18 protein-coding genes are annotated in these 19,123 nt (G+C 42.6%); 10 read left to right on the top strand and 8 right to left on the bottom strand.

Features of this window, described 5'->3' with window-relative positions:
* Window positions 1-6: 6 nt before the first annotated feature.
* Both leuB and pdxA read right to left on the bottom strand, forming a co-directional pair.
* Complete coding sequence (leuB, locus tag SYN7509_RS0218990) at window positions 7-1,089, bottom strand: 3-isopropylmalate dehydrogenase (RefSeq protein ID WP_009631102.1); 1,083 nt, start codon at window positions 1,087-1,089, stop codon at window positions 7-9.
* Between the two features lie 295 nt (window positions 1,090-1,384).
* Window positions 1,385-2,434, bottom strand: a complete 1,050-nt coding sequence (gene pdxA / locus SYN7509_RS0218985; RefSeq protein ID WP_009630804.1) for a 4-hydroxythreonine-4-phosphate dehydrogenase PdxA — start codon at window positions 2,432-2,434, stop codon at window positions 1,385-1,387.
* Between the two features lie 65 nt (window positions 2,435-2,499).
* On the opposite strand from pdxA, the gene petM reads away from it, so the two are divergent.
* From petM to SYN7509_RS0218955, 6 genes are all read left to right on the top strand, one after another.
* Window positions 2,500-2,613 (top strand): cytochrome b6-f complex subunit PetM, encoded by a 114-nt coding sequence (petM, locus tag SYN7509_RS28745; RefSeq protein ID WP_009630805.1) that lies wholly within the window; start codon window positions 2,500-2,502, stop codon window positions 2,611-2,613.
* Between the two features lie 107 nt (window positions 2,614-2,720).
* Complete coding sequence (locus SYN7509_RS0218975) at window positions 2,721-3,701, top strand: SDR family oxidoreductase (protein WP_009630806.1); 981 nt, start codon at window positions 2,721-2,723, stop codon at window positions 3,699-3,701.
* A 118-nt stretch (window positions 3,702-3,819) separates the two neighbouring features.
* Entirely contained in the window at window positions 3,820-4,737 is a 918-nt protein-coding gene (locus tag SYN7509_RS0218970) for an NAD(+) kinase (RefSeq protein ID WP_009630807.1), read from the top strand.
* Window positions 4,738-4,867: 130 nt separating this feature from the next.
* Window positions 4,868-5,560 (top strand): response regulator transcription factor NblR, encoded by a 693-nt coding sequence (nblR, locus tag SYN7509_RS0218965; protein WP_009630808.1) that lies wholly within the window; start codon window positions 4,868-4,870, stop codon window positions 5,558-5,560.
* A gap of 72 nt (window positions 5,561-5,632) precedes the next feature.
* The gene (locus tag SYN7509_RS0218960; RefSeq protein ID WP_009630809.1) at window positions 5,633-6,121 is read left to right on the top strand and encodes a DUF192 domain-containing protein; all 489 of its coding nucleotides are present in this window, start codon (window positions 5,633-5,635) and stop codon (window positions 6,119-6,121) included.
* Between the two features lie 301 nt (window positions 6,122-6,422).
* Window positions 6,423-6,614, top strand: a complete 192-nt coding sequence (locus tag SYN7509_RS0218955; RefSeq protein ID WP_009630810.1) for a DUF2949 domain-containing protein — start codon at window positions 6,423-6,425, stop codon at window positions 6,612-6,614.
* A gap of 145 nt (window positions 6,615-6,759) precedes the next feature.
* On the opposite strand, the gene SYN7509_RS0218950 is transcribed toward SYN7509_RS0218955, so the two are convergent.
* From SYN7509_RS0218950 to SYN7509_RS0218940, 3 genes are all read right to left on the bottom strand, one after another.
* Window positions 6,760-7,911 carry a pyridoxal-phosphate-dependent aminotransferase family protein gene (locus tag SYN7509_RS0218950; protein ID WP_009630811.1) on the bottom strand — a complete coding sequence of 384 codons (1,152 nt, stop codon included), beginning with the start codon at window positions 7,909-7,911 and terminating at the stop codon, window positions 6,760-6,762.
* Between the two features lie 136 nt (window positions 7,912-8,047).
* Entirely contained in the window at window positions 8,048-8,785 is a 738-nt protein-coding gene (locus tag SYN7509_RS0218945) for an SDR family oxidoreductase (RefSeq protein WP_009630812.1), read from the bottom strand.
* A 94-nt stretch (window positions 8,786-8,879) separates the two neighbouring features.
* Entirely contained in the window at window positions 8,880-9,869 is a 990-nt protein-coding gene (locus SYN7509_RS0218940) for a hypothetical protein (RefSeq protein ID WP_009630813.1), read from the bottom strand.
* A gap of 62 nt (window positions 9,870-9,931) precedes the next feature.
* Here SYN7509_RS0218940 and SYN7509_RS0218935 point away from each other — a divergent pair, with 62 nt between their 5' ends.
* Both SYN7509_RS0218935 and SYN7509_RS0218925 read left to right on the top strand, forming a co-directional pair.
* Entirely contained in the window at window positions 9,932-10,486 is a 555-nt protein-coding gene (locus SYN7509_RS0218935) for a hypothetical protein (protein WP_009630814.1), read from the top strand.
* A gap of 278 nt (window positions 10,487-10,764) precedes the next feature.
* On the top strand, window positions 10,765-11,619 hold the full coding sequence (locus SYN7509_RS0218925) for an SDR family oxidoreductase (protein WP_009630815.1): 855 nt from the start codon (window positions 10,765-10,767) through the stop codon (window positions 11,617-11,619).
* Between the two features lie 106 nt (window positions 11,620-11,725).
* Here SYN7509_RS0218925 and SYN7509_RS0218920 read toward each other — a convergent pair whose 3' ends face one another.
* Window positions 11,726-12,757, bottom strand: coding sequence for a hemerythrin domain-containing protein (locus SYN7509_RS0218920; protein WP_009630816.1), 1,032 nt, complete (start codon window positions 12,755-12,757; stop codon window positions 11,726-11,728).
* Window positions 12,758-13,334: 577 nt separating this feature from the next.
* Here SYN7509_RS0218920 and SYN7509_RS0218905 point away from each other — a divergent pair.
* Complete coding sequence (locus SYN7509_RS0218905) at window positions 13,335-13,877, top strand: DUF2231 domain-containing protein (protein ID WP_009630818.1); 543 nt, start codon at window positions 13,335-13,337, stop codon at window positions 13,875-13,877.
* Window positions 13,878-13,957: 80 nt separating this feature from the next.
* On the opposite strand, the gene SYN7509_RS0218900 is transcribed toward SYN7509_RS0218905, so the two are convergent.
* Window positions 13,958-14,785: a dienelactone hydrolase family protein gene (locus tag SYN7509_RS0218900; RefSeq protein WP_009630819.1), complete on the bottom strand. Its 828-nt coding sequence runs from the start codon at window positions 14,783-14,785 to the stop codon at window positions 13,958-13,960.
* Between the two features lie 93 nt (window positions 14,786-14,878).
* Here SYN7509_RS0218900 and SYN7509_RS0218895 point away from each other — a divergent pair, with 93 nt between their 5' ends.
* Window positions 14,879-17,167, top strand: a complete 2,289-nt coding sequence (locus SYN7509_RS0218895; protein ID WP_009630820.1) for an FdhF/YdeP family oxidoreductase — start codon at window positions 14,879-14,881, stop codon at window positions 17,165-17,167.
* Here SYN7509_RS0218895 and SYN7509_RS0218890 read toward each other — a convergent pair.
* Complete coding sequence (locus SYN7509_RS0218890; RefSeq protein ID WP_009630821.1) at window positions 17,151-19,094, bottom strand: heavy metal translocating P-type ATPase; 1,944 nt, start codon at window positions 19,092-19,094, stop codon at window positions 17,151-17,153. The genes SYN7509_RS0218895 and SYN7509_RS0218890 overlap by 17 nt on opposite strands.
* Window positions 19,095-19,123 lie beyond the last annotated feature (29 nt).

The raw sequence follows: 19,123 nt of genomic DNA, 5'->3' as shown, positions 1-19,123 counted from the left end.
TTTTAATTAATCTAAGGCTTTAATTATCGCTTCACCCATAGCTTTACAGCCTAATTGATTCATCCCTGTAGCCATAATATCCCCGGTGCGATCGCCATTATCTAATACTTTCATTACTGCTTGCTCAATGCGATCGCTCGCTTGTGGTTGGTTGAGGGCGTAGCGTAACATCATCGCCACACTTAATACTTGAGCGATGGGATTTGCCAAATCTTTCCCAGCAATATCGGGCGCTGAACCATGCACGGGTTCAAATACTCCAGGAGTTCCAGCAGTTCCTAAACTTGCCGATGGTAACATACCGATGCTGCCCGTAAGCATGGCTGCGGCATCAGAAAGGATGTCTCCAAACAAATTACCCGTAACAATTGTATCGAACTGTTTGGGGTAGCGAATTAGCTGCATGGCGGCGTTATCTACATACAGGTGGGATAGTTCAACATTGGGGTATTCTTTAGCAAGTTCGTTAATGCGATCGCGCCACAGTTGCGAAACGTCTAAAACGTTTGCTTTATCTACCGAGCAAAGTTTTTTACCCCGTTTAAGTGCGGTTTCAAATCCAACTCTCCCAATGCGATCAATTTCGCTTTCGGTGTAAGCCATTGTATTTACTCCCCGTTTTTCCCCGGTTTCGGTGGTAAAAATTCCCTTTGGTTGCCCAAAATATACGCCCCCGGTAAGTTCGCGCACTACCATAATATCTACGCCTTCTACTATTTCTTTTTTCAAAGAAGACGCATCAATTAATTGGGGTAAAATCTTTGCTGGGCGCAAGTTGGCAAATAATCCTAAACCCGCTCTTAGTCCCAATAGTCCAGTTTCTGGGCGCAAATGGCGCGGTAAGTTATCCCATTTATAACCGCCGATGGCTGCTAATACTACTGCGTCGCTGTCTCGGCATTTATCTAAGGTTTCTGAAGGCAAAGGTTCGCCCGTCGCATCAATCGCCGCACCGCCTATTAAAGCTTCGGTAAATTCAAAGCTTAGATCGAATTGTTGTCCTACTACTTGTAATACTTCCCGTGCGATCGCCATGATTTCCGGGCCGATTCCATCTCCTGGTAAAAGCGTAATCCTGTACTGTGTCATTTTTATGTTTAGAAAACTCTGTTTTTTGAGAATACGCGACTTCTGCTATTTCTATTGGGGCTTGTGCAATTCAAGCTTACTTTAGGAAAAACCAAGACTTGGGGGGTCTGCCCCCCAAACCCCCCATTGGGGGACGAGTTGCCTCCCCCAAACCCCCTGCAAAAGGGGGTTTTCTTTGGGTGTTGAAGTTCCTAGGCAATAGACCTAGTTGTCTATGATGCCAATTAATTTTTTAATATTTTCTTTGGGTCTTGTTTCTGGCTTGCTCCTATCTCTGCTATCTGCCTGCCTTTTTTTAAAAACGTTGGCTAGAAATCATTTCTGTTGCTAACAAAATTGCGGCTTTCATGCTGGTTGGATCGGCAATTCCTAAGCCTGCAATGTCAAAAGCTGTACCATGATCGGGGGATGTACGAACAAATGGTAAACCAATTGATGTATTTACTGCGCGATCAAAGGCTAGTTGTTTCACCGGAATCAATCCTTGGTCGTGATACAAAGCTAAATAAGCATCGTGGGCTTTTGAATCAATGCTCCCAAACCACGCTTGAGCAGGCTTTACCCACATGGTATCAGGCGGAATTGGCCCGTCTAATACTAACCCCGGACGGCGATCGCGTTCCTGTTCTAGCCAAGGTATTAACCATTCTTGCTCTTCTTTCCCTAATTGCCCTTGTTCTCCACTATGGGGATTTAAACCCGCGATCGCAATTCTTGGTTTTGTTATCCCAAAATATTTGTCCAAGCTCTCTAACAATAAATCGAGTTTAGCTGCCATTAGCTGCGGTGTGAGGGTGTCTGCTACCTGTCTTAAAGGTATATGTGTGGTCGCAAGTAATGTTCGCAGCGTCCAGCCTGTATGAGGCGATGTACCCACAAATAACATCCCAAACTTTTCTACTCCTGCTTTTTCAGCTAATAGTTCCGTTTGTCCAGGATAATTGTGTCCCGCCGCTTTCCATGCCGATTTAGCAATCGGTGCTGTTACAATAGCGTCAAATTCTCCGGCTAAGGTGAGCGCGATCGCTTTTTCTAAATACCTAAAGCTTGCTTCTCCACTAGCCGCATTCCCTATCCCAACTGTTATTTGTCCGCTACACGGAACTTCAATAATAGTTAATTTACTTGGGTGTATATACTTTTGCGGCTCGACTTTTAATAGTTCGGTTAAAAAAGTGCGATCGCCTATTACCGTTACATCACAGTTTGCTGTAACCTCTGGGTCGTTGAGCGCTTGCAAAGTTACTTCTAATCCTATCCCGGCTGGATCGCCGATGGGCAGCGCCAAACGCGGTCGCACAGGTTTTTTTGTAGTAGTGCTATCAGCTATTTCGATGGAATCCATGAAATTGTTTTAAGATACATTACGACTATCTAATTATTTCCCAAATCCAATAGGAGGATTTAACTATGGGCGGAGAAATGTTTACAGCAATTATTTTGTCTTTTTCTTTAATTTTAGTAGGCATAGTCCTAGGCTACGCACTACTCAAAATTCAAGGTGACGAAGAAGAAGCTCTTTAATTTGATCGAAGGGAGGTATCGATCTTTTTCCTCCCTTCTCTATATTTGTCAAGCGTATTCTGATAAGATTTTAGTAATAAAAATTAACATTCACAAAACCACCCCTCATGACTTTATTAGTTGTCGGTTCTACAGGAACTTTAGGAAGACAAGTAGTTCGCCGCGCTCTGGATGAGGGGTATAAAGTACGCTGTCTAGTCAGAAGCCCGAAAAAAGCAGCCTTTTTGAGAGAATGGGGAGCCGAAATTGTTCAAGGAAACTTATGTTATCCCGACACTTTACCACCGTCTCTGGAAGGAATTACGATGATAATAGATGCCGCTACCAGTCGCCCTACAGATTCATTGAGCATTAAACAGGTAGATTGGGATGGCAAAGTTTCCCTAATTCAAGCGGCGAAAGCTGCGGGAATTGAGCGCTATATCTTCTTTTCGTTTCTCGACTCCGACAAGTTCCCAGAAGTGCCATTAATGGAAATCAAACGCTGTACGGAACTATTTTTAGCCCAATCAGGCTTAAATTACACCGTGTTGCAGTTAAGTGGGTTCATGCAAGGATTAATCGGTCAGTACGCTATTCCCATTTTAGAAAAACAAGCAGTGTGGATTACTGGTGAATCTTCTCCGGTGGCTTACATGGATACCCAAGATATCGCTAAGTTTGCCGTCCGCGCTTTGAAAATGCCGGAAACAGAGAATAAAACTTTTCCTTTAGTCGGTACTCGTGCTTGGAGTGCTGAAGAAATTATTGCCTTGTGCGAACGATTGTCAGGACAAGATGCACGGATAACTCGGATGCCTATTAATCTACTACGGACGGTGCGCCATATATCGCGGTTTTTTCAATGGGGTTGGAATTTGTCCGATAGACTCGCTTTTGCTGAAGTATTAGCAACAGGTAAACCGATTACTGCACCGATGCAAGAAGTATATGAAGCCTTTGAACTAAATCCTGATGAAACTACTACCCTAGAAAGCTATATGCAGGAGTATTTCGCCAGAATTATGAAAAAACTTAAAGAGCTAGATTACGAAAAGTTAAAAACTAAAAAGAAATCCCAAAAAAAGACTCCCTTTAATAAATCCTAACTTCTTTGATTTTTAGCTAAAAAAAATTAATGGGCGATCGCGCCTTGTGCTAATTGCCTCGAAAATGTGCAACGATCGATTTTAACATCAAGCCTAGCTTTAATTTGGATGTGTGCAAGTGCCGAAAATAGGCATCATATACAATGACGAAAAACCCGTCGCGCGTCGCGTCGCTCACGAATTACAACACAAACTGATAGCTATTGGTTGCGATGTTTGTATGACCACTGGTTTAGGTGGAATTTTGGGCTATGCTACCCCCGATAGTTCCGTATGTCATACGCCCATTGAATGCCTAACTCCTCCAGGTTTTGATTCAGCGATGAGTTTTGCCATCGTTTTAGGCGGCGATGGGACAGTGCTTTCCGCTTTTCGCCAAGTTGCCCCGGTGGGTATCCCTTTATTGGCGGTCAATAGCGGTCATATGGGATTTTTGACCGAAACCTACGTCAATACGCTGCCCGAAGCCTTGGATAGCGTCATGGAGGGCGCATACGAGATTGAAGAACGGGTAATGCTAACAGTGCAAGTAGTTCGCAAAAATACTGTATCGTGGGAAGCCTTGTGTTTGAACGAAATGGTGCTGCATCGAGAACCTTTAACCAGTATGTGCCATTTTGAAATTGCCATCGGTCATCACGCTCCCGTAGATATTGCCGCCGATGGGATAATTGTCTCTACACCAACAGGTTCTACAGCCTATTCCTTAAGCGCTGGCGGCCCAGTGGTAACGCCGGGAGTGCCAGTATTGCAATTAGTGCCGATATGTCCCCACTCTTTGGCTTCTAGAGCTTTAGTATTTGCGGATACAGAAGTTGTCACAGTTCTTCCGGCTAACCCTACTCGCTTAATCATGGTGGTAGACGGTAATGCTGGATGCTATGTATTTCCAGAAGATCGCGTACTAATAGAAAAGTCGCCTTACTTGGCAAAGTTTATTCGCTTGCAATCACCAGAGTTTTTCCGCATCTTACGGGAAAAACTTGGCTGGGGTTTAGCTCACATCGCTAAACCGACTTCGGTAGAACTTCCTTGATTTTCCGACTATAATAGGTATTAATGCTCAAAGAATTTTAAATCGAGTTGGTTTAAATTATTGTTTGAGTTAAATTAAAACCACAATTAATGATATTTGGCGGTTAGTTAACCTTACCCCCAACAAAAATATGATTACAACTGTTGAACGCAATACCTGCGTGTTGGTAATTGAGACGGACGAAGTTTTAGCCTCTCAAGTCAGTCTCGACTTGCAAGCATCGGGCTATGAGGCAGTGGTAGTAAAGGATGCAGCCGCAGGAATCCACCAAGTGCGCGATCGCCATCCGGCTTTGATTGTTGTCGATCGAATGCTGGCGGGAGAATCGGGGCTGAGTTTGTGCGACTTCTTGCGAAAAACTGGTTCAAAAGAGCCAATGCTTGTATTGATGGCACGAGATACCGTTGACGATCGCGTAGCTTGCTTAGAATCGGGCGCGGATGATTACTTTCTTAAACCCTACCGCTCGGAAGAATTTTTAAAGTTAGTGCGTCTGTACTTGCAAGAACCCGCCGCTACTGAACAATTACGGTTTGGAGACTTGGCGATCGATTTGGCTACTCGCCGTGCTATTCGTCACGGTCGCGCCATTGACCTAACTATGAAAGAATTTGAATTGCTCAAGTATTTGATGGAGCATCCCCGCGAAGTATTGACCCGCGAACAAATATTAGAAAATGTTTGGGGTTATGACTTTATGGGCGAATCAAATGTAATTGAAGTCTATATTCGTTACTTGCGCTTGAAAATAGAAGATGAAGGTCAAAAACGCTTGATTCAAACAGTCCGAGGCGTAGGGTACGTTTTACGCGAAGCCTATTAAACGGGAACATTTGAGGATGGTTTGCTAGTCATTAATGACAATTGTTAAGTATCTTTCTTGGGGGCAATATAGGTGAGTCGTTGGTTAGCAGTAGTGGGAATAATGCTAAGTATGACGCTAATGGGCTGTGATTCTACATCTACAGCAATGCCCGAAACAACGGCTTTGGGGCAAAGTCTACCTATTTCCGCCCAATTAACTATTGGAAATCGCGTTTTGGGGCTGGAAGTTGCTAAAACTATCGAACAGCAAGCTACAGGACTCATGTACAGAACCACCTTAGCCGACGATCGCGGAATGCTATTTGAATTTAGTCCCCCGCAACCTGTTCGGTTTTGGATGAAAAATGTCGCTATTCCCCTAGATATGATTTTTATTAAAGATAATCAGGTGCAAGCGATCGCTGTTGCCGTACCTCCTTGTAATACCGAACCTTGTCCGACCTACGGGCCGGGAGTTTTAATCGATCGCGTCATTGAAGTTCGTGGGGGACGCGCTAAAGAATTGGGCTTTAAAGTTGGCGCACCCGTTGAGATTAAGTTTTTACAAGTCAAAAAGTAATCAATTATATTTATTTGCAGTCAGGGTTAATTACTGAGCAGGAAAAATACTCCTTATTACAGATAGGGAGTATTTCAGTTTTAAGCTATAAAAGAATTTAATCAGTTTTTCTCAATTTAAAGCTAAGGTGGGTTACAATTTTATTCCACACTTTAAATTGTGCAGTTATTGACATAGTAAGCAAGCAATGGTAATTAAAGCTTACTGAGATCATCAATAGTCAGTTTTTTAGCTCAAAACTAAGAAATAGTTATTAAGTCCAAATAAAAATTTAACAAATCTTTTCGGAGGTGAAAAGTCGATGGCTCCCTCAACATACAATCGGTTTATCAATTTCTTACAGGAGGATCTGGCAATTTCTACCGCCGAAGTCGCTGTTGCTTTAAGGCATCGAGAGCAAGATCCAGGGCCCCTACCAATGATTCTTTGGCAATACGGGCTAATTACGCTAGAACAGTTGGATAAAATTTATGACTGGTTGGAAACGGCTTAGATCGTACTAATTGTTTAGGAGTCAAGACAAGTCAAAATCGATGGTGCTTAATTTATGATACTGACTAGGCAAAAATCGAAAAAATTTCTATCTATTTCTACAAACACAAGAAAGCGGGTTACATACAACCCGCTTTTTTAATGTCTTATTCAGCAAGCACTCTAGCGGCGGCGGCGATACCCCCACCGGGGGTAAACCCTTCATAACCGAGTTCGCGTAAGGCAACTTCAAGAGAAGAAATAGCGCTTAAAATATCGCGATCGCTCACAAAACCCAAGTGTCCAATCCGAAATATTTTATTTGATAAATGATCTTGTCCACCAGCTACGGCAATATCAAACCGCTTCTTCAAAATCGAACGAATTTTATCGGCTTCTACTCCCTGGGGTGCAACGGATGTAATCGCCGGACTTGCAAATTCATCGGCGGCAAATAATGGCATATTTAAACCTTTAATCCCAGCGCGGGTAGCCTTCATCAACCTTTGGTGACGACTAAAAATACCTTCCAAGCCCTCGGTTTTCATCATCCCTAAAGTAGTATGCAGCGCCATAATTAAGTTTACTGGCGGTGTAAAAGGAGTAGTATTTTTAGCTGTAGATTTGCGGTACTTACCTAGGTCTAAATAATAACGAGGTAATTTTGCAGTTTTATAAGCTTCCCAAGCTTTGGGACTAACAGCGACAAAACCCAAGCCTGGGGGGATCATGTAGCCTTTTTGCGAACCAGAAGCCACTACATCTAAACCCCAATCATCCATTGGCAAGTTGACCGCGCCTAGGCTGGTTACAGCATCTACTATCATTAACGCCGAACCATGATTTTTGACGTGGCGGTTGATGGTTTCTAAGTCATTTAACACGCCGGTAGAAGTTTCGCTGTGGGTGAGGATAACTGCTTTAATTTGCTTATCGGTATCGGCGGTAAGTTTGTCGGCAAACTGTTGTGGATCTAGTGGTTTTCCCCATTCGGCGGTAATTTGTTCGACATTTAAACCGTAAGCAATGCCTACTTCTGCCCAACGTTCGCCAAATTTGCCATTGCAGCCAACAATAATGCGATCGCCTGGACTCAAAAAGTTAATCATCCCAGCTTCTACTGCTCCTGTACCGCTAGTTGTCAGCATTAGGACATCGTTTTGGGTTTGGTGCAGCCATTTAAGATTTTGGGTTACTTCCCCTAGTACATTGCTAAACTCGCTGGTACGATGACCAATTGGGTGTTTAGCTAAAGCTAGTAGTGCCGATTCCGGTACGGGAGTGGGTCCAGGAATCATTAACATTAATTTATCGTCCATTGATTTAGCCTTTACTTTAAATAAGAGTCCAGACTATTTAGGATTACATAATTGCGCTAATGATTGGATGATTCCCCAAAATTTTGTCGCAAAGCTGAAAAAATAAGTAAGGGTGATCGCCCTTACCAATAATCTTTTACAATTCTTGAGCGGTTGGACGCAATAGAATTTCATTAATATCAACTTCTTTTGGCTGCTCAATGGCATAAGCGATCGCCCTAGCTACAGCGTCAGCTCCAATGGCTATTTCATAAAGCTGGTTAGCGCCTTTCGATGCGGTTTCATCAGTAATATGATTAGTCAATTCTGTAGCCACCGCTCCAGGGGAAATAATCGTACACCGGATATCTTTACCTATTTCTTTACGCAAGCCTTCAGAAATTGCGCGGACGGCGTACTTAGTACCGCAGTAAACAGCACCGCCAGGAAATACAGCATGACCTGCAACCGAGGAAATATTAATAATGTGACCACTATTAGCTTTTTGCATCGCTGGCAGCACCGCCGCAATGCCGTAGAGTACGCCTTTAATATTGATATCTATAGTACGTTCCCATTCCTCTACTAGCAGTTGGTCAAGCCGTGATAGAGGCATAATTCCGGCATTATTAATCATCACATCGATTTTGCCGTACTGCTTTAGGGTTTCGTCGGCTAAAGCTTGGACTTGGCTTTGCTTTGTTACATCTACTATCTGATAAGCCGCAGTTCCTCCGGCAGCTTCAATTTCTGCCACTAGCTTATCTAATTTATCTTCACGACGGGCAGCAAGCATTAATTTAGCACCCTGCTCGGCTAACATTTTTGCTGTGGCTTCTCCAATCCCACTACTTGCACCAGTAATAATAACGCTCTTTCCTGAAATTTGACTCATGCTACTATTCCTATGATTGTCTCTTTAGTTTGATAGCATTTTGTAATTGATTGTTACGTCTTCCAAAGGCTATAGAAGCAGTATGCAAGGGTTTTTACTTCTTGGCTGACCAAATCGGCAATTGATTAACTGCTTGCAAGGTTAAATCTACATAGGTAACGCCTTTGTTGCTCAAATTTTCGCCAAAATAACCTTCAGCGCCATCATGAGCGTGAGCGCCAGAACTTGCTACTGCATAACGGTTTTGCAATCGAGCTTGATTAAAGGGCGATCCGACAGTCCAACGCCACCTAGAAGGAAACACAATAGCGCCAATGTTTTCTACCCAATCACGATCGCCATGCAAATGATAAACGCGATCGCTGACTTTAAAACCATTTGTTCCCGCGAATACGCCGCCTAGCGAAACTATAACAATATCTGCCTTTAAGCTGCGCTTGAGATAATCTGCCGCACCTAAAGCCACTTGTACGCCGCCACTTGTGCCTAGTAAAATAATTTGTGGTTTTTCGGGGATAGCCTGCTGGGCATTCATGCGTTCAATAATGGCTGTCGCAATGCCTTGATTGTAAATTGGCGCATAACGAGGATCGGCAGAAATTGCAAACCGCCACAAGTTACGGATTTTAATGACTACGTTGGATACAGATAGCCATCCTTGGGCGCGATCGGCAAATTTCCATAAAGGCGCAAGTACACGCTGTCCGCCTAAGCTTTCATTGGCGGCGGAGTAAGGAAAAACATCGCTGACGGCAATACAATTAGGATGCGCTGCAATTAAGCTATCTAAAAACAATTCTTCCCCTGACGTTAGTTGATTTGCAGAAAAATCTCCTACTCCTGGTAGAAAGACAATATAACAATTTAGCTGAGAAGATTTAGAAACCGAGGTATTAGGTCTAAAAGTAGCAATTTTAGGATTGGTTTTTAATCCCAGCAGTTGTACGCCCTCATCTGCCCACCAAATTAATGTTCCGACAGGCGAAAGCGTCCCCCAAACTAATAGAATTAATACAGCTATAGTTAATAGTTTTAAACTTCCACCCCGCAACCACAAAATAATCTTAACTAATAGTTGCAACATCTAAATTGTAGTGAATAAATTAAATAGTATTTTACCTTAGCTATTCATATTAGGAACTAATAGTGAGGAATAAAGAAACAAGAAAGGGTTTATGGAGAACTTTAGGTAGTGCTTTATCGTTGGATGCTAATTTTTATGAAAATGCTCCCACCGATCCGATAACAAATCGTGTAGCTCAAACTATTGTAATTTTAGCTGCAATTTCCCACGCTTTAGGTAGTTGGGTAGTTTTTATCATTAACTGGACGGCAATTTCTATTTTGCCTTTAGCACTTTTGATTGATGCTTTGAGTATTGTTGCTGGCTACTATTTTTGGACGCTGACTATTTGGCAAATTGGTAGATGGTTAAGGAGAAACTCGCCTACTTATCAGGAGTTACTAATTCCTATTGGTTTTGCTTATGCTCCTCAAGTGCTAAACTTTTTAACCCTAATTCCTCTACTTGGACAACCAATTGAATTAATCTTATCTGTTTGGAGCTTATTAGCAGTAATTGTTGCAGTTCGTCAAGGGTTAGATATTAATACTTTTTGGGCATCAGTAATTTGTTTGTTGGGATGGCCCTTAATTCAAATTGCCATTAGCTTTATTCAAGAATCTTGGAGCAGAGTTTAAAATTATCAATAATTTTTAATGTTATTAAAATCACACTTAATAATAATCCTTGTCTGCCTCCAGAGTTATGAAAGTAAAAATATTCTCCATCTCTAGCATGATAAATAACTTTTTAGTAGTTGTTAAATTTTTGTTGAAAGCAAGCAAAAAAGTATTTTTGCTAATCACACATAGCTAAAAGTTCCCAAATTATTGTTGGCTTTGCCTAAAACCTTGGATCGAGTGTGAGATCCAAGGTTTTACGATTGAAAAATTTTAAGTCAAGTAGGAGATATTTCATGCCCGAAGAACTACAACCGCCTCAAGCTCAAAACCAACAACCAGGTATTGAAGCTGATATGACACCAAAGCCTAAATCTGACGATCCGGGGTATCGCGGAAGTGGTAAATTGGCGGGAAAAGTTGCCTTAATTACTGGCGGAGATAGCGGAATTGGTCGCGCTGTGGCGATCGCATTTGCCAAGGAAGGCGCAGACGTGGCGATCGCTTACTTAAACGAACACGACGACGCAAAAGAAACCAAACAGCTAGTAGAAGCCCAAAATCGCCGCGCTGTAGCCATTGCTGGAGATATTGGTAATGAATGCTTTTGTCAGCAATTAGTTGAGCAAACTGTGCAAGAATTTGGCAAGCTAGATATTTTAGTCAATAACGCCGCCGAACAGCATCCCCAAGAAAGCATTGAAGATATTAGCGCCGAACAATTGGAGCGGACTTTCCGCACAAATATTTTTGCGATGTTTTTCTTGACTAAAGCCGCTTTGAAGCATCTACAAAAGGGAAGCGCGATCATCAATACAACTTCTGTAACCGCCTATAAAGGTAATGAGCAATTAATTGATTATTCGTCAACTAAAGGTGCGATCGTTGCTTTTACCCGCAGTTTATCCCAAAGCTTGATAGCAAAAGAGATTAGAGTTAATGCTGTAGCTCCAGGGCCGATTTGGACACCCTTAATTCCCGCAACTTTTCCCCCGGATAAAGTAGCTAGTTTTGGCAAACAAGTACCAATGGAAAGAGCCGGACAACCAGAAGAAGTTGCGCCTAGTTATGTATTTTTAGCTTCCGATGACTCATCTTATATGAGCGGTCAAGTTTTACATCCTAATGGTGGTGCGGTAGTTAACGGTTAAAGACAAGCAAACTTTGCAGTAAAAAATCCCGCTAAAAATATAGATAGCGGGATTTTTTACTTGAATTAATTACTTAAGGATTCTGACAGATGGGAATGCAACGGGGTTACATTTTTTGTTGAATTGCGCTTTTTGCAGCTTTAAACTGTGTAGCTAGTTGTTCACTTTGGTCACTGCTCATGTTGTCGCGGATAGCTGCAAACATGGTGCTTTCTTCTTGACGAATGTGATCGCCCACCGCGTCCATTAAGCTTTTAATTTTAGACTTAAACTGGTCAACATTAGCTGGATCGCTGGCTTTGATCTCATCTAGGACTTTTTTCATCTCTGCTTGCTCGTCGTACAATTCTGTAGTGTCGTGTTCGCCGTAGAAAGGACGCACCGCAGGATATACAATTTGTTCCTCAGCTTCTGAGTGAGCAGTTAAGTCTTTGTAGATTTGACCAAAGTATTCTTGTAGCTTTTGGGGATCGTCGGTTGCTGCAACTTGGGTAAACAAAGTGTTGACTTTAGCATGATCCATCCGAATGATGTCTTGGATGTTCATGTCTGCTTTATCGCTGGTGTGAGTAACTACACTACCAACTACACCACTTACCGCCGCCATCGCATCTTGAACACGACTCCAGATCCCTTGATCGGCTTCTTCGCCAGTTAGTTCGCGTACACCCAATACTTCTAAAACACCTTTTAGTTGCTCTTGGTGAGCGCGGTTTTCAAAGTTAATCGTGTTCAATGGAGCGATCGCCGCCATCACATCAGCGCCAATTTTTTGCGCAGCTTTATGTACAGTTAAACCGCTCATTACTGCTTGGTGCTTGAGCAATTCGTGCTGAAATACCTTTTCATAGATAGTTAGTTCCGAACCGCTCATTAGTTCGTCAATCTTGCTCACCATTTGGGTAATAGTTTCCTTTGGTTCAGCTTGAACGCCGTACTGGACGATGATTGTGTCCAAAATCCCTAGGTTTTTTTGGTCATCGTTGAGCATATCTTGAAGGCGATCGCGAATGTCACTATCTTTGATTTCGCTGATAAACTTCTGTTCGTTAGCAATTAGCAAGTTTTGTAATGCTTTGATATCTGCTAACTTGCTACCTAGTGCAGTGCGCTTGGCATTATCTAAACTGACTACCATTTTAAAATATCCTCTTGTTCTCTTTAAAGTCGGCTACGCTTTTTAGGTTGTCATAACTGCCCTAGTGATTCCCTCCTTCTTTTGACGGATCGCTGTCTATGTAAAAAGTAAAATTCTCGGCACTTTTGTCAGGGTAATATATCTAATTATTGTTGAGACTCAATCTCTAAGAAATCGAACAATTTTTTGATAGAGCTAGCCACACGATCAATTAATAATATTCAATCAAAAAATAGCTTCCTCCACCACAAGACAGATACAAGACAACCTAGCAAATCGTTAAATTTACTCAGTGACCCCACAAAGAAATAGCAACAAGCAATGCAAGAGCAGCCCAAATTAGGAAAACAAGCACTAGATAAAGCTGTGGAGATTGGTATATCTAGCCAGCTTGACGAACTACAAAGCATAGATCCAGGGCAATTCTAAATCTCAGCAACTTTGATTTAGCCGGAATGTCACTACAAATTAAAAACTTTCAAGTTGATGCTGGTAAATTGACAATCCAAGCCCAAGCTCATCTCGAAAAAATCCCCACAGCTTAGAATCTGTAGACATACAAACACTAGGAGGACTCATGGAGACACAACGGACAACTAACACGCCATTTCCGAATATTCCCCCAATTATCGAAAGCGACAACCGCGAATACCTGGATACGGGTGTTCCTAGTACCGTCGCGATCGCTGGACATCCTTTACATCCCCTAAGCGTCATCTTTCCTATCGCTTTTTTAGCAGGGGCTTTAGTAACAGATGCTGTTTACTGGCTAGTCCGAGATGAATTTTGGGCGCGGGCTTCTTTTTGGCTAATAGTTGCCGGGTTAGGCGGCGGCGTAGTTGCAGCGATTATTGGCATGAGCGACTTTTTGCAGATTGAACGAGTCCGCAAGCGTACCGCCGGGTGGGCGCACATGATTATTAATGTCACTTTGTTAGTATTGACAGCTATTAACTTATATTTACGCTGGGGTAATCCAGTAGGTGGGGTATTACCTTGGGGTTTAGTGTTATCAACGATTGTGGGAACTTTGACCAGTGTTTCGGGCTGGTTTGGTGCGGAACTATCTTATCGCCACAAGATAGGTGTAGTGGGCGCTGGTAGCCGCACAGAACCTTAGAAGATGTTTTAAACGTTTTTTAGATAGCCCCAAGTTTAGGTAGCTTTCCTGTCCCTAGTTATCTAAACTTGAGGGCTTTTTTAAACGCCATGCTGCTTAAACCAGGCTTGGAGGCGTTGCCAACCAAGTCTTGCTTCTTTTTCGCGATAAGAGGGGCGATAATCAGCAAAAAAGGCGTGGGGTGCATCAGGATAAACAATAATTTCTGACTTGTTGTTTTTATTCAAGGCTGCGCGCATTTGCTCAACGGTTTCTAAAGGAATACCCGTATCTTTGCCGCCGTAAAGTCCAAGCACAGGGACTTTTAAGCTAGAAGCAACATCCACAGGATGATTAGGAGTTAAATTAGTTTTATCCCCTACCAGTCGCCCATACCAAGCCACACCCGCCTTAACTTTAGGATTGTGAGCGGCGTACAGCCAAGTAATGCGCCCACCCCAACAAAAGCCAGTAATTCCTAATCGTTCAGCATTACCTTTTGCTGATTTTACGGCCCAATCTACTGTCGCATCAAGATCCGATAAAACTTGCTCGTCGGGTACTTTGGCTACTACTTTACGGATTTCATCAACGTTACTTAGGCGTAAAACATCGCCTTGACGAATAAATAATTGAGGTGCGATCGCACTGTAGCCAAGTTTAGCAAAGCGGCGGCAAACATCTTGTATATGTTCGTGTACGCCAAAAATCTCTTGAATTACTAAAACGATGGGGAAATTTTCACCCGTGCTAGGCATTGCTCGATAAGCTGGAATTGACCCATCTTTAACAGGAATTTTCACCATCCCCGCAACTAATCCTCTGCTATTAGTTGTAATTACTTTGGCTGAAATCGGCTGCACGGCAAGAGCAAAACCTGTGGCTAAAGTTGCAGTAGTAATAAAGGTGCGACGGGTTACTTTTTTCATTTTTTAAAGAAGTATTTAAAACAATTGTTACTTATAACGCTGAGGACTTCGCTTAAAATATGATTAGTTCGATTTTTCTAGGAAAAAAGCGGTATGGATATAGATAAATTCCCTAACAATCAATCTAACCCAATCCTAGAAGATAAAAATGAGAATACACCTTACATTGGCGGCGGTTTACCAATAATTGAATATTGGGCAGAGCATACAATTTCACCAGAAGGGGCAAAACTATGGCAAACACTGCTTCATAAAAGTGCTTGTTTGTCTTGTGCGTGGGGGACGGGGGGACAAAAAGGCGGCTTTACTAATGAAGAAGGTGAAAAACTCCAGCGTTGTATGAAAAGTGTAGAAGCAATTTCGGCAGAAATTAAACCTGCTGTCCCTGCTTCGGTGTTTACAAACAATACTATCGACGAGTTGCAAAAGCTGACTTCTTACGAAGCTGATAGATTGGGGAGACTTAGCTTTCCGATGATTTTGCGGGAGGGAAAAAGCCATTATGATCGCATTTCTTGGCAAGAAATCTATAATATCGCTACCGATGCCTTTCAAAAACCACCAGAAAGAGTAGCGTCTTATAGTTCGGGACGATCTTCTAATGAGGCGGCGTATTTATTGCAACTAATGATGCGGGTGCTGGGTTCTAATAATTTGGCAGATTGTTCGGATTTATGTCACGCGCCATCTACCACCGCACTTAAACAAATGTTTGGCTCTAATACTTCTATGGTGAGTTTGGAGAGCTTAAAAAAGTCTGATTGTGTAGTATTGACGGGTTCTAACGCCGCTTATAACAATCCGCGTTTGATGAACGAATTAATCAAGTTGCGCGATCGCGGTGGTAAAGTAATTGTCATCAATCCCATTGTGGAAATTGGTTTAGTTAAGTTCGGTTCTCCAGCTTTTCCCGTAAAGTCTTTGTTTACAGGTTCAGATATCGCAAATCATTACTTGCAACCAATTCCGGGTAGCGATGTTGCTTTATTTATGGGCATCCAAAAATATATTATCGAGCAAGGTTTAGTTAAAACTGACTACTTACAAGCTTATACCGAAGGCTGGGAAGCAGTATTAGAAAGCGCGACTTCTACCAGTTGGGAAACTATTACTACTACTTGTGGCGTGGCAAAAAGTGAGATAGAAGCCGCCGCTAAAGTAATTGCTAGTGCTAAAGCAGTGGTTTTCTCTTGGGCAATGGGGGTAACTCAGCAAGCCAATAGTGTAGATAATGTATTTAGTATTGCTAATACCGCCTTACTTACAGGCAATGCAGGCAAAGAGGGCGCGGGGACAATGCCGATTCGGGGACACTCCAATGTCCAAGGTTTCGGTTCTATGGGTGTTACTATCCATCTTAAAAAAGAAATTAAAGCGGCGTTAGAAAAGTTGCTAGGGCGAAGTCTTGAATTAAATTCAGGATACGATACCCGAAAGCTAATTGAGGCAGCAGACGAGGGAAAAGTTGATACTTTAATTTGTTTGGGTGGGAATTTGTTTGCAGCTAATCCCGATTCTACCCAAGCAAAACGCGCCCTATCTAAAATTGACACGGTTATCTATCTTGCTACCAAGCCAAATCTCGGACACTTTCACGGGTTAGGGAAGAAAAATACAATAATTATTCCTGTATTTGCACGGTTTGAAAATCCCCACAAAACTACCAGCGAATCGGGTAACAACTTTGTGCGTTTAAGCGACGAAGGGACAACCCACCTTAAAGACGCAGATTTAATTTCTGAAGTGGAATTTTTGACGCAACTCGCCCATCGCTTGCATGGTAAAACGCCGATTAACTGGCTGCAACTGCAAGATCCGCGATATGTGCGTCAACTAATTGCTAAAACAATTCCCGGTTACGAAAAAATGGCTCAAATTGATGCCACAGGTGAAGAATTTACAATTTCAGGGCGGATTTTTACGCAGCCAAAGTTTCCGACACCTTCGGGAAAAGCTGCAATGTTTGTCAGTCCTTTACCCGATCTGACAATGCCAACACCGCAAGATTTTGGCGTTTCTGCATCTGTGCCAAATGTAGTTGTAGCCTTGATTACAGCGCGTAGCTATTCTCAGCATAATACGGTAGTGTACAAGCTAGATGACCAGTATCGAGGAATGCCCCACCGTAATTGTATTTTAATGAACCATAAAGACGCAGAGAATGCAAAATTAGGCGATCGCACTCTTGTTACCGTCCAAGGAAATGCAGGCAAATTAGAAAATGTAGAAGTGATTTACGGCAGCGTTAGACAAGGTGCGGCATTGATGTTTTACCCGGAAGCTAATGCTATTTTTAAAGCTAGGATTGAGGTGCGATCGGGTACGCCAGCTTTTAAACGAGTTCCGGCGATCGTCTACGCTCAACCTATTTCAACACCCTAGTAGCGTTAAAAATCGCCGCTAAAGCCACCCCAACATCTGCAAACACTGCTTCCCACATCGTTGCGAGTCCAAACACACCCAAAATAATAAAGATACTTTTGACAACTAGGGCGAAAATGATATTTTGCCAGACAATTGAGTGAGTTTTTCTGGCAACGGCGATCGCTTCTGCCACTTTAGAGGGGTCATCATTCATAATTACAATGTCCGCCGTTTCAATCGCCGCATCCGATCCTAAACCGCCCATTGCTATCCCTACATCGGCTCTAGCGATTACCGGAGCATCATTAATTCCATCGCCTACAAAAGCAACTTTGCCTTTTTTTCCTACTTCTCGCAGCAGTTTTTCAATTGCCGTAACTTTATCTTCTGGCAATAATTCCGCTTCATAGGAATCTATTCCTAACGTTTGAGCAACTTGTTGAGCCACAGTTTGAGAGTCTCCGGTTAACATGACAATATTGTTAACTCCCAAGGTTTTTAAAGACTTAATCGCCGCAATTGCATCGGGTTTTGGCTCGTCGGAAATTATGATATATCCCGCATAAATCCCTGCTACGGCTAGGTGAACTACTGTTCCTTTGACATTACAAGTATCGTGGGCGATGTTTTCTTGGTGCATTAGGCGATCGCTTCCTGCCAATACTACCCGATTTTCTATCTCTGCTTGGACACCGTGAGCAGCTATTTCGGTGTAGTTAGAAATAGTAGATTCATCAATTGGTTTTCCGTAGGCGAGTCGGATTGATTTCGCGATGGGGTGATTAGAGTTGGATTCTGCTTGCGCGGCTAGTTTTAGCAAGTCTGCTTGACTAAATTCATTGCTAGGCATTATCTCTGTTACTTTAAATACACCTTTAGTCAAAGTGCCTGTTTTGTCAAAAGCCACAGCTTTAACTGCTGCTAGGCTATCTAGAAAAGTAGCGCCTTTAACTAAGATTCCTCGCTTTGCTGCGCCCCCAACGCCCCCAAAATAGCCCAAGGGAATACTAATTACAAGTCCACAGGGACAAGAAATAACTAGCAACACTAAGGCTCTATACACCCATTCGGCATGAGTAGCGCCGGGGATAAATAAGGGCGGCAATAACGCTACTGCTAAAGATAAAATGACTACAACAGGAGTGTAACGTTGGGCAAATCTGGTAATAAATTTCTGCGTCTGAGATTTCTTGCTACTGGCATTTTGTACTAAGTCTAAAATCCGAGCAATTGATGATTCTCCAAATAGTTTTATAACTTCAATTGTCAACACCCCTGATTGATTAATCATTCCGGCTAATACGGTTTCTCCTACTCCCACGCTGCGGGGAACAGATTCACCTGTCAGCGCTGAGGTGTCAACTTGAGATTTACCATCAAGAATTTTGCCATCTAAAGGAATTTTCTCGCCGGGTTTAACTAAAATTGTGTCTCCCACTCTAACTACTTCTGGAGAAACAGTTTTAATCCCATTATCAGTTTTGAGATTGGCGGAATCTGGGCGGATTTCTAATAGAGAAGAAATAGAGCGTTTAGAGCGGCTAACGGCGGTTTCTTGGAACAATTCGCCAATTTTGAAAAATAGCATTACTCCCACCGCTTCCGGGAGTTGGTGGATAGCGATCGCTCCCAATGTGGCGATCGTCATTAAAAAGTTCTCGTCAAACACCTTTCCACGCAAGATATTACGCCCAGCATTGGTTAAAACACTCCAACCACTTAACAAGTAAGCAGGAATAAAAACTAAATACTCCCCAATCGTAAAAGGTGTATTGTGCAAACGTTCTTCAAAGACTGAACCCAGGATAAACAAAGCGATAACTGTACCTACTAAAATCCCTTCTCGCTTCAGGCTAAATCCCTGTTCATGATTATGTTCGTGTTCATCGTGGCTTGTCTCGCTGTCAGAAGCACAACAGCCTGAATGGGTTGATTTTTGTATCATCTTGTTTCCTGCATTTAAACCCGTTAAGG

This window comes from Synechocystis sp. PCC 7509, from assembly GCF_000332075.2.
Lineage (GTDB): Bacteria > Cyanobacteriota > Cyanobacteriia > Cyanobacteriales > Chroococcidiopsidaceae > Aliterella.
Note: the sequence above shows the minus strand (reverse complement) of the source record. Positions and strands in the feature narration are given on the sequence as shown.

Coding starts and splice junctions, on each gene's coding strand:
- SYN7509_RS0218905 (WP_009630818.1), top strand. CDS start 13,335: ATGGAGACACAACGGACAACTAACACGCCATTTCCGAATATTCCCCCA.
- leuB (WP_009631102.1), bottom strand. CDS start 1,089: ATGACACAGTACAGGATTACGCTTTTACCAGGAGATGGAATCGGCCCG.
- SYN7509_RS0218900 (WP_009630819.1), bottom strand. CDS start 14,785: ATGAAAAAAGTAACCCGTCGCACCTTTATTACTACTGCAACTTTAGCC.
- nblR (WP_009630808.1), top strand. CDS start 4,868: ATGATTACAACTGTTGAACGCAATACCTGCGTGTTGGTAATTGAGACG.
- SYN7509_RS0218940 (WP_009630813.1), bottom strand. CDS start 9,869: ATGTTGCAACTATTAGTTAAGATTATTTTGTGGTTGCGGGGTGGAAGT.
- SYN7509_RS0218950 (WP_009630811.1), bottom strand. CDS start 7,911: ATGGACGATAAATTAATGTTAATGATTCCTGGACCCACTCCCGTACCG.
- SYN7509_RS0218895 (WP_009630820.1), top strand. CDS start 14,879: ATGGATATAGATAAATTCCCTAACAATCAATCTAACCCAATCCTAGAA.
- SYN7509_RS0218920 (WP_009630816.1), bottom strand. CDS start 12,757: ATGGTAGTCAGTTTAGATAATGCCAAGCGCACTGCACTAGGTAGCAAG.
- SYN7509_RS0218890 (WP_009630821.1), bottom strand. CDS start 19,094: ATGATACAAAAATCAACCCATTCAGGCTGTTGTGCTTCTGACAGCGAG.
- petM (WP_009630805.1), top strand. CDS start 2,500: ATGGGCGGAGAAATGTTTACAGCAATTATTTTGTCTTTTTCTTTAATT.
- SYN7509_RS0218945 (WP_009630812.1), bottom strand. CDS start 8,785: ATGAGTCAAATTTCAGGAAAGAGCGTTATTATTACTGGTGCAAGTAGT.
- SYN7509_RS0218925 (WP_009630815.1), top strand. CDS start 10,765: ATGCCCGAAGAACTACAACCGCCTCAAGCTCAAAACCAACAACCAGGT.
- pdxA (WP_009630804.1), bottom strand. CDS start 2,434: ATGGATTCCATCGAAATAGCTGATAGCACTACTACAAAAAAACCTGTG.
- SYN7509_RS0218975 (WP_009630806.1), top strand. CDS start 2,721: ATGACTTTATTAGTTGTCGGTTCTACAGGAACTTTAGGAAGACAAGTA.
- SYN7509_RS0218955 (WP_009630810.1), top strand. CDS start 6,423: ATGGCTCCCTCAACATACAATCGGTTTATCAATTTCTTACAGGAGGAT.